Genomic DNA, 23,755 nt, shown 5'->3' on the forward strand with positions numbered 1-23,755 from the left:
GACGCTATCCCGAATATGAGACGCCCGTGTTACCGAAGGCTCACGCCCGGGCCGCCTCGCCGAGTGCGTTCAGGACCGGGCGGATCAGCGGGTGCTCCTCGGCGCCCCGGCGTACGGCGGCGAAGACCCGGCGGGTGGGTGCGACCCCGTCGACGGGGCGGACGACCACGCCCGTGAGGTCCGTGCCGTGCAGCGCCGAGCGCGGAACGAGCGCCACACCGACGTCGGCCGCGGCGAGCGACACGACGGCCCGGAAGTCGTCCGAGGAGTGCTCCATGCGGGGCTGGAAGCCGGCGTTCTCGCAGGCCATGACCACCACGTCGTGGCACGGGTTGCCCGGGTAGGGGCCGATCCACGGGTCCTTGGCCAGCTCCCCGAGCGGCACCTCGGCGGCGTCGGCGAGCCGGTGAGCGACCGGGACCACCGCGTCGAAGGGCTCGGCGTACAGGGGGACGTGAGTCAGGCGCGGGTCGTCGGCGGGCGGCGCCCCGCGGTACTCGACGGCGACGGCCACGTCGACCTGCCGGTCGAGGACCATCGGCAGGCTGGCGTCGCCCTCGGCGTCCTGGACGCGGATGCGGATGCCGGGCGCCGACTCGGCGAGGCGGGCCAGCGCGGGCGCGACGACCAGGGCGATTCCGGTCGCGAAGGAGGCGACCGTGACGGTGCCGGCCGCGCCCGAGCTGTACGCGGCGAGCTCGGCCTCGGCCCGCTCCAGTTGAGCGAGGACGGCGTTGGTGTGGCTGAGCAGGATCTCGCCGGCCGGGGTCAGCCGTACACCCTTGGCGCCGCGCTCGACCAGGCGGTGGCCGGTCTCCTGCTCCAGCGCGGCGAGCTGCTGGGAGACCGCCGACGGGGTGAGGTACAGCGCGGCGGCAGCCGCCGTCACGGTGCGGTGGTCCGCCACCGCTCGGAGGATGTGCAGCCGCCGCGCTTCGATCACGGGATCGATTCTCTCACCCGCCGCACCCGCGGCATCCGTGGCCGCAGGTCACGCCCGTGTCAGGCGTCCAGTTCCGTGCGCGCCGCCACGAAGGCGTCCACCGCGCGGTGCACGTCCTCGGTGGAGTGGGCGGCGGAGAGCTGCACGCGGATGCGGGCCCGGCCCTGCGGGACGACCGGGTAGGAGAAGCCGATCACGTAGACCCCGCGCTCCAGGAGCAGCTCGGCCATGCGGCCCGCCCTCGACGCGTCGCCGATCATCACCGGCGCGATGGCGTGGTCGCCGGGGAGGATGTCGAAGCCCTCCTCGGTCATCCGGCGACGGAACAGGGCGGTGTTCTCGGCGAGCCGTACGCGCAGGTCGTCGGCCGACTCCAGCAGGTCGAGCACCTTGAGGGAGGCGGCGGCGATCACCGGGGCCAGGGTGTTGGAGAAGAGGTACGGCCGGGAGCGCTGGCGCAGCAGGGCGACGATCTCGGCGCGGGCGGCGACGTAACCGCCGGAGGCGCCGCCCAGCGCCTTGCCGAGGGTGCCGGTGATGATGTCGACGCGGTCCATGACGCCGTGCAGTTCGGGGGTGCCGCGTCCGCCGGGGCCGACGAAGCCGACGGCGTGCGAGTCGTCGACCATCACCATGGCGTCGTAGCGGTCGGCCAGGTCGCAGATCTCGGCGAGCGGGGCCACGTAGCCGTCCATGGAGAAGACGCCGTCGGTGACGATCAGCTTGCGGCGGGCGTCGCCGGCGGCCTTGAGCTGCGCCTCCAGATCGGCCATGTCTCGGTTGGCGTAGCGCAGCCGCTTCGCCTTGCTGAGGCGGATGCCGTCGATGATCGAGGCGTGGTTCAGCGCGTCGGAGATCACCGCGTCCTCGGGGCCGAGGAGGGTCTCGAAGACGCCGCCGTTGGCGTCGAAGCAGGAGGAGTAGAGGATCGTGTCCTCCTGGCCGAGGAACGCGGAGAGCCGGGCCTCCAGTTCCTTGTGCACCTCCTGGGTGCCGCAGATGAAGCGCACGGAGGCCATGCCGTAGCCCCAGCGGTCCAGCGCCTCGTGGGCGGCGGCGACGACCTCGGGGTGGTCGGCGAGGCCGAGGTAGTTGTTGGCGCAGAAGTTGAGGACCTCACCGGGACGGCCACCGGCGGTGACGTTCACCGTCGCCGACTGCGGGGTGCCGATCACGCGCTCGGGCTTGTGCAGGCCGGCGGCGCGGATCTCGTCGAGGGTGGTGCGCAGGTCGTCGCGCACGGAGTCGAACATATCGGAAGCTCCTAGAGGGGCAGATGACTTACGCGGTCCAGTCGAGGATGACCTTGCCGCCCTTGCCGCCGGCCGCGTCGGCGAACGCGGCCTCGTGGTCGCGGTGGGAGTACCGGCCGGTGATCACGGGGGCGAGGTCGAGACCGCCCTCCAGCAGCACCGACATGGCGTACCAGGTCTCGAACATCTCGCGGCCGTAGATGCCCTTGATGGTGATCATGGAGGTGACGATCCGGGACCAGTCGACCGGGAACTCCTCGGACGGCAGGCCGAGCATGGCGATCCGGCCGCCGTGCGTCATGTTGGCGATCATGTCGCGCATGGCCTCGGGACGGCCGGACATCTCCAGGCCGATGTCGAAGCCCTCGCGCAGGCCCAGCTCGCGCTGTCCGTCGGCGATGGTCGCCTTCGAGACGTCGAGGGCGAGGCTCACGCCGACCTTGAGCGCCAGGTCGAGGCGCTCCTCGCTGACGTCGGTGATCACGACGTTGCGCGCACCGGCGTGCCGGGCCACCGCGGCGGCCATCAGGCCGATCGGTCCGGCGCCGGTGATGAGGACGTCCTCGCCGACCAGCGGGAAGGACAGGGCGGTGTGCACGGCGTTGCCGAACGGGTCGAAGATCGCGGCGACGTCGAGGTCGACGGGGACGCGGTGCACCCAGACGTTGGCGGCGGGCAGGGCGACGTACTCGGCGAACGCCCCGTCCCGGCCGACGCCGAGCCCGACGGTGGCACGGCACAGGTGCCGCCGTCCGGCCAGGCAGTTGCGGCACTTGCCGCAGACCAGGTGGCCCTCGCCGCTGACCCGGTCGCCGGCCTTGATGTCGGTGACGTCCCGGCCGGTGTCGACGACCTCGCCGACGAACTCGTGCCCGGCGACGAGCGGGGTGCGGATGGCCTGCCGCGCCCAGCCGTCCCAGGCCCGGATGTGCAGGTCGGTGCCGCAGATGCCGGTGCGCAGCACCTTGATGAGGACGTCACCGGGTCCGATGACGGGCTCGGGGACGTCCGCGAGCCACAGCCCGGGCTCGGCCTTCTCCTTGACCAGCGCCTTCAACGCTACGGCTCCTGACGGTGAGGTCCCGGCGACGGGCATGCCGGGGCAGCCCGCGTCCGGGGAGGGGAGGGGAATCGCACAGCAATCTGCCGTACGACACCGTCCCGGGTCCATCGAGCCTTTCTTAAGCCCGGCCGCAGCTTTCCTTCACGCCCCGCGCGCCCCTGGTGCCGATGCCCGGCGGCTCACAGCGGGAACCCGTCCTCCGCGCTGCGTTCGATGCGCCGTACGAGGTCGGCCGCCGTCGACTTGATCGTCGCCAGGCCCGCCTGCCCCCAGGTCCGGGGCCTCACGTCGGCGGCGGACACGGCGCCCAGCACCGTCCCCGTGCTGTCGATGAGCGGGGCGCCGAGGTAGGAGCGGATGCCGAACTCGTCGACGACCGGGTTGCCCGCGAAGCGCGGATAGTCGCGCACGTCCTCGAGGACCAGCGCCTTGCGGCGGACCACGACGTGGGGACAGAACCCGTGGTCGCGCGGCTGGACCCGGGCGAATGGGGGGCTGCTGCCGTCCCCCCGCGTCACCGGCGGGATCTCGGGCACCCGCAGGCCCGCGAAGAACTGCCCGCCCTCGACCAGGAAGTTCACCATCGCGTACGGCGCCTCGGCGAGGTGGGCGAGGTGGGCCGCGAAGGCGTCGAGGGCCGGATCCGGGCGTTCCGCCAGGCCGAGCCGGCGCAGCCGTCGCACCCGGGCGGGGGCCTCCCGGTCCTCGGGAGTGAGCAGCAGGCGTCCGGCCGGGCGCGGCGGGTCGTAGCTCATGGGCGGGCTCCGTCGCTGTGGGCGTGCGTCATGTGCGGCTCCGTGGCGGTGTGTGCGGGGATCACCTGGGCTACCCGGGATCTACCTGTGGGCGCCGTGCCCCGTCGTGGGGGCCGGTGTGTGGGCGATGAGGTGGCGTACGAGGGTGAGCAGGGTCTGTACGCCGGAACTGGAGATCCGGGCGTCGCAGCGCACGATCGGGATATCGGGGTGGAGGTCCATGGCGGCGCGCACCTCCTCGGGGTCGTAGCGGTGGCCGCCGTCGAACTCGTTGATCGCGACGATGAAGCCGAGGCCGCGCTCCTCGAAGAAGTCGACGGCGGCGAAGGACTCGTCGAGGCGGCGGGTGTCGGCGATGATCACGGCGCCGAGGGCGCCCTCGCACAGTTCGTCCCACATGAACCAGAACCGTTCCTGGCCGGGCGTCCCGAAGAGGTACAGCACGTGTTCGGGGTCGAGGGTGATGCGGCCGAAGTCCATGGCCACGGTGGTTTCGAGTTTGTTCTCGATTCCGTCGAGGTTGTCGGTCGCGGCGCTGACCGTGGTGAGCAGTTCCTCCGTGCTCAGCGGCGCGATCTCGCTGACCGCGCCGACGAAGGTCGTCTTGCCCACTCCGAACCCGCCCGCCACGAGGATCTTCAGCGCGGTGGGAAAGGGGTCGGTGGTGTCGTGGCCGGGCCCCGGGAGGGATCCGTGGCCGTAGTCAGAGCTGTCGTCGTAGTCCATCGAGCACTGCCTCCAGAAGGGCCCGGTCCGTGGGATCGTGGTGGAACGAGGCGGGGGGTTTGGTGGTCAGCGCGCCGCAGTCGACGAGGTCCGACAGCAGCACCTTGGTGACTGCCACCGGAAGCCTCAGGTGAGCGGCGAGCTCGGCGACCGGGAGGGGCGCCCGGCACAGGTCGAGTGCCTGCGCGTGCTCGGGTCCCAGGTATCCGAGGGGGGTCGCCCCCGTGGCCATCACCTGGGACATCAGGTCGAGCTGGACGGTGGGCCGGGTACGGCCGTTGCTCACGGTGAAGGGGCGCACCAGCCGGCCGGCCGCGTCGTCGAGCCAGGGCCCGTCTCCGGCCGCGGCCACCCTCAAGGCCTCATCGCCGTCGGTTCGACGGCGTACTGCCGGGGCGCGGTGACCAGGTAGGGGCGGACGCTCTTGACCAGCATCGCCATCTCGTAGCCGAGCACGGCCGCGTCGGCCTCGCGGCCGGCCAGCACGGCGAGGCAGGTGCCGGAGCCGGCGGTGGTGACGAACAGCAGGGTCGAGTCGAGTTCGACGACGACCTGCCGTACGTCCCCGCCGTCGCCGAAGCGGACGCCGGCGCTGCGGCCGAGGGAGTACAGGCCGGAGGCCAGGGCCGCCATGTGGTCGGCGCTGTCCGCGTCGAGTCCGTGGACGGACTTCACGAGTCCGTCGCAGGACAGGAGCACGGCGCTGGACGTGTGCGGTACGCGCTGCACGAGGCCGCTCATCAGCCAGTCGAGGTCGGATACCTGGCCGGTCGGCGCGTCGCTCGCCATGGTGGATCGACTCCTTGGGGTACGAAGGTCTGCAAAAGCGCTGGTCGTGGTGGTGGAGGTGGGGCGGGAGCCGGGGGCGGCGGCGGGGGTGCTCATCCGGCGGGGTCCGTGTGGGTCGGCTCCATGGGTGCCGACGAGCGATCGACGCGGGTCGGCTCCATCGGCGCGGGCTTCGCGGGGGCCGGCTCCGGGTGCTGCTGGGTCTCCGCGAGGCCGATGCCGCGCTGGAAGGCCGCCATCAGTCCGGGGTCGTGGCCGGTGTACTGCTCGGGTTCCTGGCGCGGTGCGGGGCCGCCGCGCAACTGGGGTGCGATGTGCTCCTGGGCGCGGCGGCGGGGCAGTTGGGGCTTGCCCATGGTGCCGCGCACCGCACTGTGGCGCGGGACGGGCGGGGTGGCCGCGTGCTCGGCGAGGACGCCCCGGTCCCCGGGCCGGACACCGGGCACGGCGGCGGCCGGGGTGGGCCGGTCCCGGTGGGCGCCGCGTACGGGCAGCGGCACGGGCTCACCCCTGTCGGCCCGGCGGACGAGGGCCTCAGCGGGCGCTGCGGAGGGCGGATCCGACGCCGCGTCGGCCGGAGCGCCGGGAGTCGGCACGGGGGCGGCCGAAGCGGGTGTGGCAAAACCGGGTGCGGCGGGGGCCGACGACCCGGCGGGGGCCGCGGGCCCGGGCCGCCCCGGGGACGCCGGTACGGGCACGGGCTCGGCCCCGGTGACCTCCGCCGGCCGGGCCACGCCTCCGGGCAGGGCGCCCGGCTCCGCGCCCAACAGGGCCTGCGGCACGACCAGTACGGCCTGCACACCGCCGTAGATGTTGGTCTGCAGGCGGACGGTGATCCCGTGCCGCTTGGCGAGCTGGGAGACGACGTACAGCCCGATGCGGCCGTCCGCGAGCAGACGGGCGACGTTGACCTGGTCGGGGTCGGCGAGCAGGGCGTTCATCCGGCTCTGCTCGCCGACGGGCATGCCGAGTCCGCGGTCCTCGACCTCGACGGCGAGGCCCGAGGTGACGAGGTTGGCGCGCATCAGGACCTGGGTCTGCGGGGCGGAGAACAGGGTGGCGTTCTCGACGAGTTCGGCCAGCAGGTGGATGACGTCGGCGACGGCGTGACCGCGCAGGGTCCCGTCGATCGGGGGGACGAGCCGGACCCGCGAGTACTGCTCGACCTCGGCGATGGCCGAGCGGAGCACCTCGGTCATGTCGACGGGGTTGCTCCACTGCCGGCGGGAGACGGCGCCGCCCATCACGGCGAGGTTCTCGGCGTGGCGGCGGATACGGGTGGCGAGGTGGTCGACGTGGAAGAGGCCCTTGAGGAGGTCGGGGTCCTCGATCTCGTTCTCCAGCTCGTCCAGGATGGAGATCTCGCGGTGCACCAGGGACTGCAGGCGCCGGGCGAGATTGACGAAGACCTCCAGTTTCTGTTCGCTGCCCGCCTGGCTGGAGAGCTGGGCGGCCCGGACGACGGCGGTGACGGCGCCGTCGTGGGCTCGGGACAGATCGGCGGCGAGCAGTTCGAAGTCGTCGGCGTCGTCGGGCGGTCCGCCGCGCGGCTTGCGCTGGGGCGGGGTCTCACCGCGGCGCAACGCCTCGACCACGGCGCGCAGATCGCCCTCCGAGCGCGCGGTGCTGCGGCGCAGGGCACCGACGCGGTCGCGCACGGACCGCGCGGCGCGGTCGGCGGCGACGGCGGCGACGGCGACGGCCGCGAGGGTCACCGACACCGCCCCGGCGAGCACGACCCACAGGACGACGCCGGGCCGGGCGCCGGTGGACCGGACGGTGAACAGGACGACCGCGCAGGCGCCGAGGGCCACCGCGACGGGCGGCAGCACGGCGAGACGCAGGAGCTGGGGCCGTATGTGGCTCTCGGGAAGCGCGGGGGCGGTACGTGAGGCCGGCCGGCCGTGCCGCCCGCCCTCACGGCGGTCTGCTCGCGCGGCCGGGGCGCGGAGGTGAGACATCGGGGTCCTCGTACTGGTCCGTTGGGCCGTCGGGTCCAGGTGCTCGCGCGTGACCGCTGAATCCGGCCCTACGTCGCCCGACGGACACTGACAGTAGTCGCCCGTGCATCATGTGCGGTGGGCAGTTGACAAAACCCCTCGGGCAACGTCCCGCTCTGGTATGAGGCCTCGTACGACAGACCGATAAGCCGGTGAAGCACTCGCTCCAAAGACGCCGGAGACCGGTCGCACCTGATCGGAAACGGTCACTGTCGGTGAGCGCACCGGCCGTCACTTCCAAGAAAAGTGCACGGTCGTTCGTGCTAATGTCTCGCCATCCGACGTCGATCGAGGAGCACTCCATGAAGTTCAGCGAGGCCGTTCCGAGCGTCACCCTCAACGCCCTCTCCCGCGTCTCCGGACGGCTGGCGGGCTCGGCCGCCTTCACCCTGTTCCACATGCCGCTCGCCCGCAGCAGGACGCGGACCTCCGAGCGAGCGCTGCTGCAGAGGGCGCGCGTCGACCGTGTGGACGTCCACGGCAGGCACGCCGTCACGTACCAGTGGGGCGACGGCGTACGCCCCGTGCTCCTGGTGCACGGCTGGCAGTCACGGGCTTCTCGCCTGTGCGGCCTGATCGACGGGCTCCTGGACCGCGGCCACAGCGTGGTCGCCTTCGACGCCCCCGGACACGGCGAGTCGCCCGGCCGCAGCACCACCATCCTCGACTACCGCGCCGTGATCACCGCGCTCCACGAGCGGCACGGCCCGTTCGACGCCCTGGTCGCCCACTCCCTGGGCGCGCTGGCTTCGTTCTTCGCCCTGGAGCACGGGGTGAAGGCGGAGCGGATCGTCGTCATCGGCGGGGTCTGCGACTACGACTACCTGGTCGACGAGTTCTGCGCGGCGCTCGCGCTGCGCCCCCGGCTCAAGGCCCAGTTGCACGCACAGGTCGCGAGGAGGCTGTTTCCCGGGATACCGGCCCACCGGAGCCCCTTCTCCGCGACGGACACCGCGCGGGAGGTGCACTCACCGGTCCTGGTGATCCACGACGCGGGCGACACGAGGATCCGGCCGGAGCAGGGGCACCGGCTCGCCGCCGCCTTCGGCGACCGGGCCCGCCTGGTCGTGACGGACGGGCTCGGGCACCGGCGGATCCTGCACGATCCCGATGTCGTGCGAACCGTCCTCAACTTCGTCGAGCACGAGCGAGACCGGGACCGGGACCGGGACCGGGACCGGGACCGGGACCGATCTCGAGACCGGGCTGGACACTAACCGCACGGGCGTGCGCCATTCGCTACACTCGAGCGACCTCATCGGCGCGCAGACCGCCGCGGAGACCGACTCGGGGATCGACTCGGGGATCGGCACAGAGGCTCCGGCGATCGGCACAGAGGCTCCGGCTCGGGAGAGTAGGCACACATGGGTACGACGGCCGCACACGTCGACGGGCGCATCGCCCGGGGGAACCAGACCCGTCAACTGGTGCTGAAGCGCGCCGTGGACACCGCCTCGGTCGACGGCCTCGAGGGACTGTCCCTGGGCCGTCTCGCCAGCGAGCTCGAGCTGAGCAAGAGCGGCGTCTTCGCCCTGTTCGGTTCGAAAGAGGACCTGCAGCTCGCGACCGTCCGAGCGGCGATCCGGATCTACCGGGAACACGTGGTCCAGCCCGCCCTCGACCTGCCACCGGGCCTCGGCCGCCTGTGGTGTCTGTGCGCCCGCTGGATCTCCTACTCACGGGAACGGGTCTTCCCCGGCGGCTGCTTCTTCTACTCCGTCTCGGCCGAGTACGACGCCCGCGCGGGGAAGGTTCACGACGCGCTGGCCGAGGCCCGCGCCGACTGGCTCGCCTTCGTCGAGACGACGGCGGCGGAGGCGAGGCGGGCGGGCGACGTCGCCGAGACGGCCGACGTTCCCCAGCTCGCCTTCGAGATCGTCGCGCTGCTGGAAATGGCCAACGCCGAGTCGGTGCTGCACGACGAGTTCGCCAGCTACGGCCGGGCGGCCAAGGGCATCCTGGACCGCCTGCGCGCCGTGGCCACCGACCCGTCGCTGCTGCCCGAGGCACCCTAGCTAGGCCGTGTTTCAGGTAGCGGGTGAGTCTTGGGCGGACAGCTCTTCGGCCAGTTCCAAACAGCGCAGGCGGGCCGGGGAGAAGTCGTAGGGCATCTTGCCGGTGGCTTCGAACACGCTCATGGAGTGAGCCTCCCGCCTGCCAGAGCTGAGGTCGGCCTCGTCCTCGCGGCCATCGGCAGTAGCAGGGTGCACAGTGTCCCAGGCGTCGCAGAGGGCATCGTCGTCCTTACCCAGGCCGGACTCCTCGATGACGGCCTGCAGGGCGCTTTCGAAGGCGTGCCGCTCGACGGCCACTCGAGCCACCCGCGGATCATCGACGGCGACACTGTCATCGAGTGCCTCCTCGGCGTCATCGATGCGGTCGGACGCCTCCCGCAGAGTGGGATGCGTGGCCAGGACGACGAAGCGGGTGGCCTGGACGGCCGCGCCGAGCGGGCCGAAGATCCGCTCAGTGACCAGCAGGCTGTCCAGGTCCGCCTGACGCAGGGAGCCCTCGGGCAGGCTCTTGAGGCGTTCGGTGACGAAGTCGGAGAGCAGGCCCATCCGGCTGCCTTCGGTGCGCATCCGCTGCACGGCGGTCCGTTGCCGCCGCAATTCCGCCTCCTGCTCGGCGAGGGTCTCCGCCAACCGCTCCAGGATGCCCGCGATACCGTCTCCGCTGTCCGCGCCGGCGGAAGCCGTGCCGGTGGCAAGGGCGTCACGGATGTCGTCCAGGGCGATCCCGGCCTCGGCCATCTTGCGAATCCACAGTAGGCGGATCATGTCCTCGTACCCGTAGCGGCGGCGGTCATCGCCGCCCCGCTCAGGCTCGGGGAGCAGGCCGATCTCGTGGTAATGGCGAATCGCCCGTGGCGTGCTGCCGGCGAAGGCCGCCGCGTCACCGATCTTGACCTGGCGGGGTGGCGTGAAAGACGAATGCATGAGCAGGGACCTTTCCTTCAGGGATCGGGACGCAAGTCCACCGGACCACATGCCGCTACGGAAGGTGCAACCCCCTGCACCGCCCCGCGTCGGCCCGGCCGAGGACCGGCAGGCGTGAAGGAGCCCGGTCCACCACCCCGACACGTACCCGTAGCACTACCGCCAACGGGCGACTGCCATTCTCCGCCCGGAATCGTGCGACGACGAAAGACGTCACCCCGGCCAGAAGGCCGGTCACTGCCAAGTTCGTGCCCGCGTCGACCGAGCAGGCATGGAGAACCAGCGAAAAAGCGACTGTGATGCCCAGCGTGATACCCACCGCGCCGCCACGCTCCAACCCCCGGCTGATTCTTCACCGGTGACTGCTGCGCGCCATGGCCCCGGCCCCTCCTTCTGTCACCACCGCTAAACCCGATCTCACCTGTCACTCAAGCCGCCCATGTGGCGGCCATCCACGTTCGGCCGCTTCGGAGTGGCAGTCGGACAACGACACCTTGCCAGGCCCACAACACGGCTGCCACAGTGGACGCCGCGAGCGCGCGGCGCTTTGCCGCAGGGTGTGGGGGGCGCCATGAGAGCGGGCACATTATTCGGTTGGTTCGGCGTGCGCATGCCGTTCGGTTCACGAACTGTGGCTCATGTCGATCAGCTCCAGCTGTATCACCAGGCATTCGGACGCACCACGCATCATCACGGCGGAGAGCGGATCGAGGTCGCGTTGCGGCTGTCTCCCGGTGACGAAATCGCCGAGGTGAGCGTCAGAATCCCCATTCCGGCGGTGGAACTGATAGCGCCCGGAGCTCCCCTGATGCTCGTCTCGGCACCCCGTGGGAGTGGAGACAGGCCGATCGAACTCACCGCACTCGTGAGCGAATCCGGTGCGGAGCATTTGGTGAGCCGAAGAACGGCCGCGTCCAACACCATAAGCGCGCCCGCAGACGGACACGAACGCGATGCGCCCTGGGCGTTCTCGTTCCAGGCGTGGGAATTGATCACGCCACCGCAGGGGGTCGCACCCTACATATTCGCGACAGCGGACATGCGGCTGCGATTTCCCGCCATGGCGAATTTCCCCTTACTGCTCACCGTCATCACCCCCGAAGACGTCTCACCACGTTCCACACAGGGCAACTTCGCCATGGCATATCCTTCACGACTGCTCAACGGACAGCGTTACACCAACATCTACTTCCCCTCTGCCGAAGAAGTGCGCCTCGCCTACCGCTGCGGGGTCAGCGGCCAGTTGGCGGGGAGCCCCTGGGTCAGCGTGGGCCGGGCGGCTTTCAACTCGCTCTTCGTCTTCTTCGTCGGCTTCCTTGCCGCCTCGGTCGATCGCAACGACCGATTCGTCGCGCTTCTGGCAATCTTCATCGCCGCGGCCAGCGCTCTGTGGGAGATCATCCAGGAAGTTGCCCGGTTCACGATCTACGGAAGGGGCCGAGGCTTCATCCACGGCTTCGTACTGGCCGCACAACTGGTCTCGCTCATGGTGCTGGCCTCGTCGGTGGTCAGTATCGGCCTGGCGGACTCCGACCGTCTGCTGAGCTACTCGTCCTACACGGCACTGGCCGCGTCAGCGGCTCTGTCCCTGCTGGCCTGCGCTGGGCTCGTCCTCCATCACCAGGGGTTCTGGCAGGGTTTCCAGTGCGATCACCTCGGATGCCGGACGGTGTTCCGGATACGCCGCGACCGCCCTGAATGCCGTTACACGGGGCGCGTGTTCTGCGGCCGGCACGCGAGCAGTGTGTGCGGCGGTTGTGTGCACGGCCCGGACCTGCGGTCAGGAATGATCACGACTATCGACGACTACCGCACGGATCGACTGCGCTGCCGCGGGTGGACCCCGGTGCCGCCCGGAGGAACGGATGGCCCATGACGAGGTTTGTCTGGTCACGAGACTGGCGGAAGTTCTTCGGTGACGAGCCGTATCCGTTCGACCTCGCCCAGGTCGAGAAACGGGACGGAGCGCAGGGGCCGATGCGCCTGGTGACCGCGGTACTCGGGCCGCGCACCCCCCAAAGAGTGCTCGACCTGGGTTGCGGCTACGGGCGGCACATGGCCGCTCTGGCCGCGGCGGGACACCATGTGTACGGCACGGACCGCAGCGGTCGTGCCGTGGCACGTGCTGGCGCACGTCACCCCCGGGGCGTCGCTGTCGTGGCGGACAACGGAGAACTGCCCTTCCGGGACGCCGTCTTCGACGCCGCCGTCTCGTTGTACACCAGCGTCGGCTATGCGGGTGCCGGTCCGCGCACGGTGTTCGCACAGGCCGGCCGGGTCGTACGTCCTGGAGGCCACCTGATCGTCGACGTGGCCGACGGCAGGCGGCGGCCGATCAGCGTGGGCTGTGAGCTGGTGCCCGGCGGGATGGGGTTCTGGCTGCGCTACGGCACGCGGCGACAGGTCCGGCAGCGGAACCTCGCCCTGTCCCGGCAGGCCATCGGTCTGTACGGGTTCGAGTACCGGCGTTACACCCCTTCGTCCCTCGCCGCGGACATCGAACACGACGACGTGTGGACCGTCGTGACCATGCAAAGCGGCTTCGACGCGCAGCCCGTCACCGGCCACAGCCGTCGCATCGTGGTGGTGGCATGCCGCAAGTGACGACCGTCCATGCCACCGTGGAGTTCCGGTACCGCGCTTGGGGCGGGATCGCCAGTGCCCTGGATCTGATGGTCGCGGCCGCTCAGCACGCCAGGCACGACACCCTGATCCTGACCGTGGGTTCCCGCGACGCACTGCACCGGCTCTCCCCGGACGTCAGAGTCTGCACCGTCGGTCTGCCGGAGCTGGAGGGGCAGCCGCTGTACCGCAGCGCACGGCGAGTGCAACTGGGCCAACTGGCCGCCCAGCGGCTGACGGCCATGCTGCCGCGACTGACGGGGGGAGGCGAAGCGGACCTCCTCGTGCACAGCGAGGAATTCGGCACGCTGCTGCAGGCTCCGACCGGCGTACGCCGACGCGTGTTCGTATCCCACGGCCTGGCCGTACAGGAACATCCGCATCGCCCGGACCTCGTGGAACAGGAACGACGCACACTGGCTGCCGCGGACACGGTCGCCGTCCTGTCCGACGCCCAGGCCGGCACGATGCGCCACGCGTATCCGGAGCTGCGCAACGTGCGGGTGATGCCGCTCCCTCTGATACTGCTCACCGAACAGATCAGGCCCGTATCGGCGGCGGAATTCGGGCGCGGACCGATCGTCGCCGCGGGCCGGTCCGTCCGGCAGAAGGGCTTCGACATCCTTCTGCGGGCGGTACGAGCGGCCCAGGACACCGACCGCGCCGGCGAGGAGCGGCCTGCACTGCCGCCCGTCATCGTGTACACGGGACATGGCGACACGGATTGTCTCGACGAGTGCCGTCGACTCGCCGCGGACTGCGGCCCCCGTGTGACGCTCGAACCCTGGCTCCCCCGGAAACAGCTCATGGCGGCGTTGCGCCGTGCCCGCGTGGTGTGCGTCCCCTCTCGGTTCGAACCCGTTGGGCTGATCGCCGCCGAGGCACTGGCGCTGGGCATCCCCGTCGTGGCATCGCACGTCGGCGGACTGCCCGACCTCTTGGGCGCGACGACGCGCACGGGATGGACCGTACCCGTCCTCGGGGACGACGGCCCCGCGCCGGGGGAGCTGGCCGACTGTCTGGTTACGGCGGCCCGCCGCACCACCGGCCCGACTGCAGGGCCCGAAGAACTGCGCCGTTGGCCGCTGGACCGGCATCTGTCCGCGTTGGCCCACATCCTCGACCGGTAGTCGGAGGCACTATGCGACCGCGCACCCTCCTGGCAACGCCCAACTGGGCCTGGGACCGCTCACCCCTCCCCGTGGACACCCTCCACCCACCGCCCGGCATGCCCCTGGAGTTCGCCTATCTGGCAGGCGCGTCGAGCGGCACCGCGGAGATACGCATTTTCGACGGCTACGCCGCCGGGGCCGGGCCTGGCGACCTGTCCGAGCAGGTGGCCGAGTTCGCGCCCACCTGCGTCGTCGTGACCACCACCCCCTCCCTGCTGTACTGGAGGTGTCCACCCATGTCGGTGGACGCGGTCGCCACCGCGGTGACGGCAGTTCGGCAGGCCGCGGACTGTCCCGTCGTCCTCATCGGCCCCCATCCCACTTTCACCCCCGACTGGACGCTCGAGCACACCGGTGCCGACGCGTGCTGGAGGGGAGCCTTCGAACGAGACCTGGCACCCCTGCTCGGCCACGGTCTCGACCGAGGCTCCCGCCACCTGCACATCCGCTCCCGGGCCGGCGCCGGACCGCCGCCGGACGCCGGCATCGCGGTACTCCACCCGGCACAGCTACCCACGGCCGCCTTCACCCACTTCGACCGATCCCTCACGTACGCCCCCCACATGTGGTGCGTCACCGACGAGGAACGCCGCCGCCTCACCCCCCTCGTCTCCGGTGCGCTTCTGGAGTCATCCCGCGGGTGCCCCTGGACGTGTGCCTACTGCGCCAAAGGACCGGTACGCGACCGCTTCGCCCGGAGACCACTGCAACGTCTTTCCGCCGAGCTGCGTGAGCTGGTCGACCGAGGCGTGGACTACGTCTTCTTCATCGACGAGACGTTCAACGTCCCCGGTCCCGACCTGCGAGCGCTGCTCGCCCAGCTCGCCCGTCTGCCCCTGTCCTTCGGTTTTCAGGGCCGCGCCGATCTGATGTCCTCGGCGATGACCGACGCCCTGGCACAGGCCGGCTGTGTCTACGCCGAACTCGGCGTGGACGTCGTGTCCGACTCCCTGGCCAAGGAGATCGGCCGACGCCAGCACCTGGAGCGCTGTGAACGCGGCATCGACACCGCACGGGCGGCACTGCCCGTCGTACGCTTCAACCGGCTCAACCTGCGCACCGTCGACTATCTCGACATCTACGAGCAGGACGACACCGACGACTGGGACTACCCACCCGATCCCGCCTACCCCTACCCCGGCGCACCGCTCGGCGAGGCGCTCATGAAGCACTACGGCCGTACGGCCTTCGACTGGGCCTTCGCCCAGCGCTACTCATGGTGGCTCCGCCTGGAAGTACACCTCCAGCGCACCCAGCCCGGCCTGCCCCTCGCCACGATACGAAGCCTTGAGGACGCCTTCCTGAACCTCGACGCCCCAGCGGCCGCGGCGCTCGCCGGATCGATGGAGGAAGTAGTCGCGGTCCCCGAGTTCCACCAGCAGAACAAATCCATCCACGGTATGGGGGAAAATGTTCGAGTTCGTCATCCCCGCACGTAATGAGTCGCAGCGGATCGGGACCGTCATCGCCGACCTGCGAGACACCCACGGCGCGGACGCGCGGATCGTGGTCGCCGACAACGCGAGCGACGACGGAACCGCGGAGACGGCGAAGGTCGCCGGCGCCGACGAGGTCGTCCATGTGGGACGAGTCGGCAAGGGGTTCGCCGCGACGGCCGCCATGAAGTCGTGCACCGGCGAGTTCGTGATGCTCTGTGACGCCGACATCAACGGGCTGGACCGGATGTCCGTGGCGGACCTGCTCGCCGAGGTCCGGCACCGCGGCCTGCCACTGGGCCGCCTCGACCTGCAACGCAGCCCGCACGACGCCCCCGTCACCACCCTCACCGCATCGCCCCTGCTCCACCTGCTGGGAGTCCACGGCACCCGCGAACCGCTGGGCGGCCTGATGGCGCTGGATCGCGACTTCGTTCTGGACCTCCACCTCCCGGGGGACTGGGGCTTCGACGTCGCTCTGACCCTGGCCGCGCTCGACCGAGCCGGGGAGGTCCCCGAACGGCCCGCACCACACGTCACCCACCGCCGCCGACATCTGGGTACCTATCGGCAGATGGCCGAACAGGTGAGCGCCGCCGTCCTGCGTCATCATCACCTCCTGCCGTGGGACCACGGCAACTGCACACGGTGTCCCACGTAGAGTTCGCACCCAGCCGCGGCGGGTGCAACGGCACCGTCGCGTCGTATGTCCTGGAAAGACGCCTTCCTGTGCCGCTGCTGCCCCGATTTCGGGCCCTCTTCGCCTGTGTCCCTCTCGAGCACACGGTCTTCACCGTCAGTTCGCCTGGGCGACACGGTAGACGGCACGACTGACAACCGGGCCCTCCGCCGGTGGCTCAGCGCTTCACGACGCGTGTTTCAACGACAACGCGAGACAGACCCGCCAAGGACGGCAACGGCCTGAATCGCTGAGCAGGAGCTTGACGCTCCGCCCTGGGCCGCCCCGTCCGAGGCCCGGACCACACCGTCACGCGCCTCAGCCGGGAGACGCTCCGGCGTCCGGGCCATCTCCCCCAGCTCGTCCCCGACCGGCCTCACCGCTCACCAGCGAGGTCGAGATCACCCTTGCTCGTCTCAGCCATGCCTTCAGCACCCCGGGGGCGGCGCCACGGGTGCGCGAGCGGACCGGACACCGCCCGCCACCACGGCCCCACTGGCAGCTCCCCCGCCGGCTCGAACGGCTCGCCCGGCCGCGGGAACGCCGCCGCCTGGCCAGCCTCCTCAGCCGCGTCCTTCGTCCACTCCCCCGGCTCCGCCCACGCGTGCGGCGCCAGGTTGAAGGTGCCCCAGTGAATCGGCAGCAGGGCACCGCCCGGACCGCCTCCCTGCAGGTCAAGGTGGGCCTGAACCGCCTGCGCAGGCGTCATGTGGATGTCCGGCCAGAACTCGGCGTACGCCCCGAGCTGGATCATCGTGGCGTCGAACGGGCCGTGCGCGGCGCCGATGTCCCGGAAGCCGTCGAAGTATCCGGTGTCCCCGCTGTGGTAGACGCGGTGTTCGTCACCGGCGACGACCCAGGACGCCCAGAGGGTGTGCTGGGTGTTGCGCAGCCCGCGCCCGCAGAAGTGCCGGGCCGGGGTGGCGGTCAGGGTGAGCCCGCCGACGCGCGTCGACTCGTGCCAGTCCAGTTCGCGCAGCCGGCCGGCGGACACGCCCCAGTGTTCGAGGTGGGCGCCGACGCCGAGCGGCACGGCGAACACGGTGTCCGTGCCGGCCAGCGCCTTGATCGTGGGCATGTCCAGGTGGTCGTAGTGGTCGTGCGAGATGACGACGACGTCGACCGGGCCCAGGGCCGCCAGCGGCACCGGGACCGGATGCAGCCGCTTGGGACCGGCGAAGGAGAACGGGGAGCAGCGCTCGCCCCAGACGGGGTCGAAGAGCACCCGCTGTCCGTCGATCTCGGCGAGCACGCTGGAGTGCCCCATCCAGGTCAGCCGCAGCCCGGTGGCGGGCGGCCGGGCGAGGTCGGCGAGCGTGGTGGCGTGCACCGGGACCGGGCCCCGGGGAGCGCGGCGGAGCCTCGCCTCCCGGTCGAAGTAGATCTTGGCGAACTCGCGGGCCGATCCGGAGGGCCGGGTCCGGGCGGTGCCCCCGGGATTCTGGAAGACGCCGTCACCGAAGTGCGGCGATCTGCGGATACGCGCCATGCGCTCACCGCTCGGGTCCGCGCCGAAGGCCGCGGGCCGCGGCATGCGGAGCCCGGCGCTCGGGGAACGGAAACCGGCCACGGTACCTCCAGGTGGAGTAGGTCAGGCTCTCATTATCGTCTCGTCCGACATCACCTCGAACGACGGATGTCACATCCGTGTTCCTTCCGCCCGTCGTACCGGTGAGGGCGCCCCCGCGAGAGCGCCCGGAAGACGAAGGCACGACCGACGGACCGGAAGGTGGCCCTCATGGCCCGCGTATCCCTCACCCCGCCCCGGACGCTCCTCCTCCGCGTCATGGAGCGGTACTCCCGGCGCACCTACGGCAAGGTTCTCGACCCCGGCAAGGCGCTCGCCCACAACCCCCGCGTGCTCTGGAGCGACCTGCGGTTCGAGCAGTCGGTGGCCAAGTGGAACAGGCTGGACCCCGACCTGAAGGCGCTCGCCGTGCTGGCCTCGGCGGCCTCGATCGGCTGCTCCTGGTGCATGGACTTCGGCTACTGGGAGAACGCCGAGCGCGGCATGGACCGGCGCAAGTTGCACGACGTGCCGGTGTGGCGGGAGAGCGACGCCTACACACCGCTGGAGCGGGACGTCATGGAGTACGCGGAGGCGGTGACGGCGACCCCGCCCGCCGTCGGCGACGACCTCGCCGGGCGGCTGCGGGCCCGGCTGGGCGAGCCCGCGTTCGTGGAGCTGACGGCCATGGTCGCGGTGGAGAACCTGCGCTCCCGGATCAACGCGGCGCTCGACCTCACCAGCCAGGGCTTCAAGGACTCCTGCGACCTGCCCGACGCGGGCCCCGCGGCCGCGGCCGCCGCCACGACGGACTGAGCCACCGGGCCGGGAGCGGCCGTCGCCGCACGGTGCGTCCGGCCCTGTCCGGGCGCCTGTATAGGGTGACGGGCGTGGGGAGAGTCCGGTTGAGTGTGACGGAGCGGCGCGAGGAGCTGCTGCGCGCGGCCATCGAGCAGATATCGGTGCGGGGCGTGGCCGCGCTGCGCATCGCCGACGTGGCCGCCACGCTCGGTGTCAGCAACGCGCTGGTGCTCTACCACTTCTCCACGAAGGAGAAGCTGGTCGCGGCCGCGTTCACCTACGCCGCCGAGGACGACCTCGCCCACCTGCGCAAACTGCTCGGCCGACGCACGTCGGCGCTGCGCCGGCTGCGGGCGGCCGTGCGGTGGTACGCCCCGACCGGGCAGGCCAAGGGCTGGCGGCTGTGGATCGAGGGCTGGGCGGTGGCGTTGCGGGAGCCCGCGCTGCGGGAGGTCACGCGGGAGCTGGACCGTCAGTGGAAGGCGGCGATCGCCGAGGTGGTCGCCGAGGGCGTGGCCGCCGGGGAGTTCCCGTGCCCGGACCCCGAAGGCGCCGCCCTCCGCCTGACCGCCCTGCTCGACGGGCTGGCCGTGCAACTGACGTCGTACGCGGGCGCGGTGTCACGGGCCCGGGCCCACGCGTGGATGGACGAGGCGCTCGCCCGGGAACTGGGCCTGGAACGGGAGGCGTTGACCACACAGCGCCCCTAGGGTCCCGCGCCCACGGGCCGGGACCCGACCCGCGACCAGGTGGTGCCGACGCCCGGCCCCGCGGCGTTCCACCGCCCGGACCTCGTCCGCGCTCCGGCCCCGGCGCGACAGCCCGCGAGGTGCCGCGCGCACGGCCTCGGCGACGACGGCGGGGCGACGGCCGGCACGGACCACGCGCACCGCGCCGACCGCCCGTGCCCCCCCCTGTCAGGCCACCGCCGCGATCCGCACCTTGATGTCGTCCGGCGACAGCGCCCCCTTGGCGATCACGTGGTCGCCGGAGGACTCGCCGCGCAGCCGGCGTCCGATCCACGGCACCAGGTACTCGCGTGCCCAGTGCACGTCGTCGCGCCGGACGCCCAGGGTGCCGCGGGGCGGCAGCGGCGGCCAGGGCTGGTCCGGGTCGGCCGGGACGCGCAGGCCGAGGGCCTGGCCCGCGCGCAGCGCCACGCGCGTGTGGCCCTCCGGCGACAGGTGCAGCCGGTCGGCGTCCCACGCCCTGCGGTCCTGGACGCTCCGGAGCGACCACAGGTCGAGCACCGGGCAGCCGTAGCGGTCGGCGACGGCCCGGACGTGACCGTTGTACGTGGCGATCTTTCCGCGCAGATGCCTGAGGACGGGCACCCCGCGGGTGTCGAAGCCGGTGGTCACCAGGACGGTGCCGGCCGCGGCGGTCAGCGCGGCCACCGCACGCTCGAACCGCTCGGCCACCTCGTCCGGATCGGTACCGGGCCGGATGATGTCGTTGCCGCCCGCCGCGAACGAGACCAGGTCGGGCGCGAGTCGGGCGACCCGCGGGACCTGTTCCGCCACGATCTGGTCGAGGAGCCTGCCGCGCACGGCGAGGTTCGTGTACCTGAAGTCGCCCTCGGGGCGCCGGTCGGCCAGCAGCACGGCGAACCGGTCGGCCCAGCCGACGAACGCCCCGTCGGGGCCGGGGTCGCCGACGCCCTCGGTGAAGCTGTCCCCCACCGCCACGTACGACCCGATCACTTCTCTGCTGTCACTCTTCGAATCGTCTGCCACGTCGGCCCATGATTCACCTTGAATGTGACCTACGCGACCGTAGGAACGGCTTGACGGTCGGTGAGAAAGACCACGCCTAAAGTGTTCGTCAATTCCGGAATACGCCGAAGGCCGGACCCGGGGATCGGGGTCCGGCCTTCGGTGGCGCGGGAACTGCGCGCGAAACCCTCGTCAGAGGGAGACGCCGTGCGAGCGCAGGTACGCGATCGGGTCCACGTCCGAGCCGTAGTCCGGCGTGGTGCGGATCTCGAAGTGCAGGTGCGGGCCGGTCACGTTGCCGGTGGCGCCCGAGAGGCCGACCTGCTGACCCGCCGTCACGGACTGACCGGCGGAGACGGAGAGCGAGGACAGGTGGGCGTACTGGGCGTAGTGGCCGTCGGCGAGCTGGATGACGACCTGGTTGCCGTACGCGCCGCCCCAGCCGGCGGAGACGACGGTGCCCGCGCCGACGGCCTTGAGCGAGGTGCCGGTCGGGACGACGAAGTCCGTGCCGGTGTGGTAACCGCTGGACCACATGCTGCCCGTCTGGTGGTACGGGGTACCGACGGCGCCGCCCGGGACGGGCGAGGTGAAGCCGCTGGTGGTGCCGGCGGACTGGGCGCTCGTGTCCGAGGAGTCCGAGGAGGAGGAGGAGGTCTTCGCGGCGTCCGACGACTTCTCGGCGGACTCCGACTTCTCGGCGGACGGCTTCTCGGGCGCGGCGGGCTTCTCGGCCGCCGGCTTCTCCGACTCGGCGGAGGACGACGGGGCGGACTCGGCGGCCCGCTCGCCGATCGAGAGCTTCAGGCCCGGGTGGATCAGCGACGGGTCCGAGCCGACGGCCTCGCGGTTGTCCGAGTACAGCTTCTTCCAGCCGCCGTCGACGTCCTGCTCGTCGGCGATCTTCGAGAGGTAGTCACCGCTCTTGACGGTGTACGTCCGCGAGTCCGAGTTCTTCTCGGCGCTGCCGCCGGCGGCCTTCTTCGCGGCCGTCGGTATGGAGTGCACGGCCTGCTCGGAAACGGACTGCGCGGGAGCGGCCTGGGCGCTGGCGGCACCCATCAGCGGGAGCGCGAGCGCGGCGCCACCGGTTCCGGCGACGGCGATGGTGCGGGTCAGGCGCATGGCCCTGGTACGGCGGTGCTTACCCTTCGCGGGCATGGCGAATTCCTCTCCGGCGCCTACGAGGTGAGCTGTCGGGTGCGAGCTGGAGATGCCCGGCCGCGCCGAGACGCGGCTTTACCCCAAGCCGTTCCGGGAACCGGAACAGGCGGTTGTACCTGTGGGTCCCCCGCTCCTGCCGTGTACGGGTGGTGGATGAGTGCTGGCTCCGGTCGGCGGCAGGATTAGGCGTCCGTCCGGATCGGTGGTGAACGTAAGGGACCAAGACGCACAGGGACAAGCGAGGGGTTCCGTCGGCGGGTGTCCCGATTGATCCTTTACGGGAATCACCGGTCACCCTCCGTCGATTCACGGGGCGCTTTTCAGGCGAACAGCCTGGAAAACCGGCTGGATTACGTGAGCATGACGAGCAACGCACGGTCACGTATATGACGCTGCTCACGCGACGCCTCCCCAGTCCCTTTTATTACAGCGCTAGTTGGAATGAAGGTGCCGATTCGGACAGAAGGCGCAGAAGTGTCGCAGTCGGGCGACTTCGCCCCCTGGGCCCCGGGGTCGTGCCGTATCGTCGAGTGGTGCCCGTCGGCGAGCAGCGCCGGCGGGGCGGAGTGGGAGGAGCCCCCGTGACGCAGCAGGTCCCGTCGACCGAACCCGAGCTGGCCGGCGTGCGCAACTTCCGTGACGTGGGCGGACTGCCGACCGTCGACGGGCGGCGGGTGCGACAGGGCGTGCTGTTCCGCAGTGGTCACCTCGCGCACGCCACCGGGGAGGACGCCGCGTTCCTGGCCTCGCTGGGCCTGCACACCGTCTTCGACTTCCGCAACGCCGCCGACCAGAAGCTCGACGGCCCGGACGTCGAGCTGCCGGGTGTACGCAACGTGAACCTGCCGCTGAGCGATCCGGCCGACGGCGCCGAGTTCTGGAAGATGGTCCGCGACGGCGACCTCGACCAGCTACGCGGGATCCTGGCGGACGGCAAGGGCGTGAACCGGATGATCGAGTCCTACCGCATGATCATCAAGGAGCGCACGGCGGAGCACTCCCGGGTACTGCACGCGCTCGCCGAGGACAGCGTCCCCGCCCTGATGCACTGCGCGGCCGGCAAGGACCGCGCGGGCCTGTCGATCGCGGTCACCCTGCTCGCCCTGGGCGTCGAGCGCGAGGCCGTCGTCGACGACTACCTCAAGTCGAACGCCGCGCACCGCCGCTACAAGGTGCGCCGCAGCGGCTCCGCCGCCTCGGCCTACTCCCCCGAGGTCATGGAGCTGCTCAGCCCCCTCTTCGATGCGCGCGCCGAGTACCTGGCGGCGGCCTTCGAGACCGTCGAGGAGACCTGGGGCGGAGTCGACGCCTACCTGGAGAAGGGCCTGCGGGTCACCCCGGAGACCCGGGAGCGGCTGCGCGAGCGGATGCTGGACTGAGCCACCGGCTCACCGGCTGTTGGCGCCGACCTCGAAGAGCAGGTAGATGAAGGCCGCGAAGACGTGCCCCACGATGAGGTAGATGAAGAGCCGCACCCACAGGGCGCGCGGGAACTTCTCCTGCAGGTTCATGGCGTTCCTCCGGGGGCGGGGTGGACCGGCGTGGTGGCCGGTCCCAGGCACAGTGCGGCCGTCGGGCTCTGCAGCAGGGTGTGGACGAAGAGGAGCTCGACCCCGTCGGCGTCCTGGGCGGCGATCCGGTGCGGGGTCAGCGAGTCGAAGTGCGCGCCGTCGCCCGGACCCAGCGGGTGCACGGTGTCCCCGAGGCGCAGCCGCAGCCGGCCCCGCAACACGTACAGCCACTCCTCGCCGGGGTGCACCCGCACGATGTCGCCCTGCGAGCCGTGCGGCACACGGACCCGCAGGGCCTGCATACCGCGACCGGCGCCGCCGGCCTGCCAGTACGTCCAGCCGCCCGCGAAGGTCGGCTCCATGGCGTCGGCGCGCACGACGGCGTCCCGGTCGGCGGCCGTCTCGCCGAGCAGCTCCGAGACGGTCGTACCGTAGACCCGGGCGAGGGAGAGCAGCATCGGCAGTGAGGGCTGGCGCTGCCCGGTCTCCAGGCGGGAGAGGTGGGCGGGCGACAGCCCGGCCGCACCGGCCGCCGTCTCCAGGGTGAGGGCGGCCCGGCGCCGCAGGGCACGCAACTGGGGCGCCACGACGGACACCGCGTCCGCCGGCGCGTCCGGCGACGGCGGACCGGTCTCAGGAGAGGTCATGCCTCCATTCAGCCCGAAACTTGCCCGCTGGGC

The 23,755-nt window shown here is 71.4% G+C and carries 24 protein-coding genes and 1 riboswitch; of the genes, 10 read left to right on the plus strand and 14 right to left on the minus strand.

Annotated features, from left to right (window positions below):
- Positions 1 to 40 precede the first annotated feature (40 nt).
- The 8 genes from B1H29_RS05300 to B1H29_RS05335 all read right to left on the minus strand — a co-directional run bounded on the left by B1H29_RS05300 (position 41) and on the right by B1H29_RS05335 (position 7,490).
- Positions 41 to 943 carry a LysR family transcriptional regulator gene (locus tag B1H29_RS05300; RefSeq protein ID WP_055419104.1) on the minus strand — a complete coding sequence of 301 codons (903 nt, stop codon included), beginning with the start codon at positions 941 to 943 and terminating at the stop codon, positions 41 to 43.
- Between the two features lie 59 nt (positions 944 to 1,002).
- The gene (locus tag B1H29_RS05305) at positions 1,003 to 2,196 is read right to left on the minus strand and encodes a glycine C-acetyltransferase (RefSeq protein ID WP_055419105.1); all 1,194 of its coding nucleotides are present in this window, start codon (positions 2,194 to 2,196) and stop codon (positions 1,003 to 1,005) included.
- A 28-nt stretch (positions 2,197 to 2,224) separates the two neighbouring features.
- Entirely contained in the window at positions 2,225 to 3,253 is a 1,029-nt protein-coding gene (gene tdh, locus B1H29_RS05310) for an L-threonine 3-dehydrogenase (RefSeq protein ID WP_055419106.1), read from the minus strand.
- Between the two features lie 185 nt (positions 3,254 to 3,438).
- A complete protein-coding gene (locus B1H29_RS05315) occupies positions 3,439 to 4,014 on the minus strand; it encodes a GAF domain-containing protein (protein WP_055419107.1) in 576 nt (191 codons plus the stop codon).
- Between the two features lie 81 nt (positions 4,015 to 4,095).
- Complete coding sequence (locus B1H29_RS05320; protein WP_055419108.1) at positions 4,096 to 4,740, minus strand: GTP-binding protein; 645 nt, start codon at positions 4,738 to 4,740, stop codon at positions 4,096 to 4,098.
- A complete protein-coding gene (locus B1H29_RS05325; protein WP_055419109.1) occupies positions 4,718 to 5,092 on the minus strand; it encodes a DUF742 domain-containing protein in 375 nt (124 codons plus the stop codon). Before B1H29_RS05325 ends, B1H29_RS05320 begins: the two co-directional genes overlap by 23 nt.
- Positions 5,093 to 5,094: 2 nt before the next feature.
- The gene (locus tag B1H29_RS05330) at positions 5,095 to 5,529 is read right to left on the minus strand and encodes a roadblock/LC7 domain-containing protein (protein WP_055419110.1); all 435 of its coding nucleotides are present in this window, start codon (positions 5,527 to 5,529) and stop codon (positions 5,095 to 5,097) included.
- Between the two features lie 92 nt (positions 5,530 to 5,621).
- Entirely contained in the window at positions 5,622 to 7,490 is a 1,869-nt protein-coding gene (locus B1H29_RS05335) for an ATP-binding protein (RefSeq protein ID WP_055419111.1), read from the minus strand.
- A gap of 341 nt (positions 7,491 to 7,831) precedes the next feature.
- Here B1H29_RS05335 and B1H29_RS05340 point away from each other — a divergent pair, with 341 nt between their 5' ends.
- Positions 7,832 to 8,746: an alpha/beta hydrolase gene (locus tag B1H29_RS05340; protein WP_055419112.1), complete on the plus strand. Its 915-nt coding sequence runs from the start codon at positions 7,832 to 7,834 to the stop codon at positions 8,744 to 8,746.
- Between the two features lie 147 nt (positions 8,747 to 8,893).
- Complete coding sequence (locus tag B1H29_RS05345) at positions 8,894 to 9,544, plus strand: TetR/AcrR family transcriptional regulator (protein ID WP_055419113.1); 651 nt, start codon at positions 8,894 to 8,896, stop codon at positions 9,542 to 9,544.
- 12 nt (positions 9,545 to 9,556) lie between these two features.
- On the opposite strand, the gene B1H29_RS05350 is transcribed toward B1H29_RS05345, so the two are convergent.
- Positions 9,557 to 10,468 (minus strand): MerR family transcriptional regulator, encoded by a 912-nt coding sequence (locus tag B1H29_RS05350; protein WP_055419114.1) that lies wholly within the window; start codon positions 10,466 to 10,468, stop codon positions 9,557 to 9,559.
- A 571-nt stretch (positions 10,469 to 11,039) separates the two neighbouring features.
- Between B1H29_RS05350 and B1H29_RS37940 the strand changes: the two genes are divergently transcribed.
- The 5 genes from B1H29_RS37940 to B1H29_RS05375 are packed head-to-tail and all read left to right on the plus strand — an operon-like array spanning position 11,040 to position 16,359.
- Positions 11,040 to 12,344, plus strand: a complete 1,305-nt coding sequence (locus tag B1H29_RS37940; RefSeq protein WP_159027782.1) for a hypothetical protein — start codon at positions 11,040 to 11,042, stop codon at positions 12,342 to 12,344.
- A complete protein-coding gene (locus tag B1H29_RS05360) occupies positions 12,341 to 13,072 on the plus strand; it encodes a class I SAM-dependent methyltransferase (protein WP_055419117.1) in 732 nt (243 codons plus the stop codon). The genes B1H29_RS37940 and B1H29_RS05360 overlap by 4 nt, the downstream gene beginning before the upstream one ends.
- Complete coding sequence (locus tag B1H29_RS05365; protein WP_079160044.1) at positions 13,060 to 14,220, plus strand: glycosyltransferase family 4 protein; 1,161 nt, start codon at positions 13,060 to 13,062, stop codon at positions 14,218 to 14,220. Before B1H29_RS05360 ends, B1H29_RS05365 begins: the two co-directional genes overlap by 13 nt.
- 11 nt (positions 14,221 to 14,231) lie before the next feature.
- Complete coding sequence (locus B1H29_RS05370; protein ID WP_159027783.1) at positions 14,232 to 15,701, plus strand: B12-binding domain-containing radical SAM protein; 1,470 nt, start codon at positions 14,232 to 14,234, stop codon at positions 15,699 to 15,701.
- Complete coding sequence (locus B1H29_RS05375; RefSeq protein ID WP_055419120.1) at positions 15,673 to 16,359, plus strand: glycosyltransferase family 2 protein; 687 nt, start codon at positions 15,673 to 15,675, stop codon at positions 16,357 to 16,359. Before B1H29_RS05370 ends, B1H29_RS05375 begins: the two co-directional genes overlap by 29 nt.
- Positions 16,360 to 16,753: 394 nt before the next feature.
- Here B1H29_RS05375 and B1H29_RS05380 read toward each other — a convergent pair whose 3' ends face one another.
- Positions 16,754 to 17,947: an MBL fold metallo-hydrolase gene (locus B1H29_RS05380; RefSeq protein ID WP_055419121.1), complete on the minus strand. Its 1,194-nt coding sequence runs from the start codon at positions 17,945 to 17,947 to the stop codon at positions 16,754 to 16,756.
- Positions 17,948 to 18,115: 168 nt separating this feature from the next.
- On the opposite strand from B1H29_RS05380, the gene B1H29_RS05385 reads away from it, so the two are divergent.
- Both B1H29_RS05385 and B1H29_RS05390 read left to right on the plus strand, forming a co-directional pair.
- Positions 18,116 to 18,700: a carboxymuconolactone decarboxylase family protein gene (locus tag B1H29_RS05385; RefSeq protein ID WP_055419122.1), complete on the plus strand. Its 585-nt coding sequence runs from the start codon at positions 18,116 to 18,118 to the stop codon at positions 18,698 to 18,700.
- 74 nt (positions 18,701 to 18,774) lie between these two features.
- Positions 18,775 to 19,395 (plus strand): TetR/AcrR family transcriptional regulator, encoded by a 621-nt coding sequence (locus tag B1H29_RS05390; protein ID WP_055419123.1) that lies wholly within the window; start codon positions 18,775 to 18,777, stop codon positions 19,393 to 19,395.
- Between the two features lie 207 nt (positions 19,396 to 19,602).
- Here the strand turns inward: B1H29_RS05390 and B1H29_RS05395 are convergent, their stop codons facing one another.
- Both B1H29_RS05395 and B1H29_RS05400 read right to left on the minus strand, forming a co-directional pair.
- Positions 19,603 to 20,388: an SGNH/GDSL hydrolase family protein gene (locus B1H29_RS05395; protein WP_055419124.1), complete on the minus strand. Its 786-nt coding sequence runs from the start codon at positions 20,386 to 20,388 to the stop codon at positions 19,603 to 19,605.
- 204 nt (positions 20,389 to 20,592) lie between these two features.
- Complete coding sequence (locus B1H29_RS05400; RefSeq protein WP_055419125.1) at positions 20,593 to 21,561, minus strand: M23 family metallopeptidase; 969 nt, start codon at positions 21,559 to 21,561, stop codon at positions 20,593 to 20,595.
- A gap of 2 nt (positions 21,562 to 21,563) precedes the next feature.
- A riboswitch (cyclic di-AMP (ydaO/yuaA leader) is annotated at positions 21,564 to 21,723 on the minus strand.
- A gap of 422 nt (positions 21,724 to 22,145) precedes the next feature.
- Between B1H29_RS05400 and B1H29_RS05405 the strand changes: the two genes are divergently transcribed.
- Positions 22,146 to 22,943: a tyrosine-protein phosphatase gene (locus B1H29_RS05405; protein WP_055419126.1), complete on the plus strand. Its 798-nt coding sequence runs from the start codon at positions 22,146 to 22,148 to the stop codon at positions 22,941 to 22,943.
- Between the two features lie 9 nt (positions 22,944 to 22,952).
- On the opposite strand, the gene B1H29_RS05410 is transcribed toward B1H29_RS05405, so the two are convergent.
- Both B1H29_RS05410 and B1H29_RS05415 read right to left on the minus strand, forming a co-directional pair.
- Positions 22,953 to 23,075 carry a DUF6126 family protein gene (locus B1H29_RS05410; RefSeq protein ID WP_055419127.1) on the minus strand — a complete coding sequence of 41 codons (123 nt, stop codon included), beginning with the start codon at positions 23,073 to 23,075 and terminating at the stop codon, positions 22,953 to 22,955.
- Positions 23,072 to 23,722 (minus strand): helix-turn-helix domain-containing protein, encoded by a 651-nt coding sequence (locus tag B1H29_RS05415; protein WP_055419128.1) that lies wholly within the window; start codon positions 23,720 to 23,722, stop codon positions 23,072 to 23,074. The genes B1H29_RS05410 and B1H29_RS05415 overlap by 4 nt, the downstream gene beginning before the upstream one ends.
- Between the last annotated feature and the right edge of the window lie 33 nt (positions 23,723 to 23,755).

The organism is Streptomyces pactum (genome assembly GCF_002005225.1).
Lineage (GTDB): Bacteria > Actinomycetota > Actinomycetes > Streptomycetales > Streptomycetaceae > Streptomyces > Streptomyces pactum_A.

Bases quoted from the DNA above. Each gene is read 5' to 3' on its own strand.
- B1H29_RS05335 (WP_055419111.1), bottom strand. From the start codon at position 7,490: ATGTCTCACCTCCGCGCCCCGGCCGCGCGAGCAGACCGCCGTGAGGGC.
- B1H29_RS05320 (WP_055419108.1), bottom strand. From the start codon at position 4,740: ATGGACTACGACGACAGCTCTGACTACGGCCACGGATCCCTCCCGGGG.
- B1H29_RS05330 (WP_055419110.1), bottom strand. From the start codon at position 5,529: ATGGCGAGCGACGCGCCGACCGGCCAGGTATCCGACCTCGACTGGCTG.
- B1H29_RS05360 (WP_055419117.1), top strand. From the start codon at position 12,341: ATGACGAGGTTTGTCTGGTCACGAGACTGGCGGAAGTTCTTCGGTGAC.
- B1H29_RS05305 (WP_055419105.1), bottom strand. From the start codon at position 2,196: ATGTTCGACTCCGTGCGCGACGACCTGCGCACCACCCTCGACGAGATC.
- B1H29_RS05400 (WP_055419125.1), bottom strand. From the start codon at position 21,561: ATGCCCGCGAAGGGTAAGCACCGCCGTACCAGGGCCATGCGCCTGACC.
- B1H29_RS05370 (WP_159027783.1), top strand. From the start codon at position 14,232: ATGCGACCGCGCACCCTCCTGGCAACGCCCAACTGGGCCTGGGACCGC.
- B1H29_RS05415 (WP_055419128.1), bottom strand. From the start codon at position 23,722: ATGACCTCTCCTGAGACCGGTCCGCCGTCGCCGGACGCGCCGGCGGAC.
- B1H29_RS05315 (WP_055419107.1), bottom strand. From the start codon at position 4,014: ATGAGCTACGACCCGCCGCGCCCGGCCGGACGCCTGCTGCTCACTCCC.
- B1H29_RS05410 (WP_055419127.1), bottom strand. From the start codon at position 23,075: ATGAACCTGCAGGAGAAGTTCCCGCGCGCCCTGTGGGTGCGGCTCTTC.
- B1H29_RS05350 (WP_055419114.1), bottom strand. From the start codon at position 10,468: ATGCATTCGTCTTTCACGCCACCCCGCCAGGTCAAGATCGGTGACGCG.
- B1H29_RS05385 (WP_055419122.1), top strand. From the start codon at position 18,116: ATGGCCCGCGTATCCCTCACCCCGCCCCGGACGCTCCTCCTCCGCGTC.
- B1H29_RS05340 (WP_055419112.1), top strand. From the start codon at position 7,832: ATGAAGTTCAGCGAGGCCGTTCCGAGCGTCACCCTCAACGCCCTCTCC.
- B1H29_RS05375 (WP_055419120.1), top strand. From the start codon at position 15,673: ATGTTCGAGTTCGTCATCCCCGCACGTAATGAGTCGCAGCGGATCGGG.
- B1H29_RS05345 (WP_055419113.1), top strand. From the start codon at position 8,894: ATGGGTACGACGGCCGCACACGTCGACGGGCGCATCGCCCGGGGGAAC.
- B1H29_RS05365 (WP_079160044.1), top strand. From the start codon at position 13,060: ATGCCGCAAGTGACGACCGTCCATGCCACCGTGGAGTTCCGGTACCGC.
- B1H29_RS37940 (WP_159027782.1), top strand. From the start codon at position 11,040: ATGAGAGCGGGCACATTATTCGGTTGGTTCGGCGTGCGCATGCCGTTC.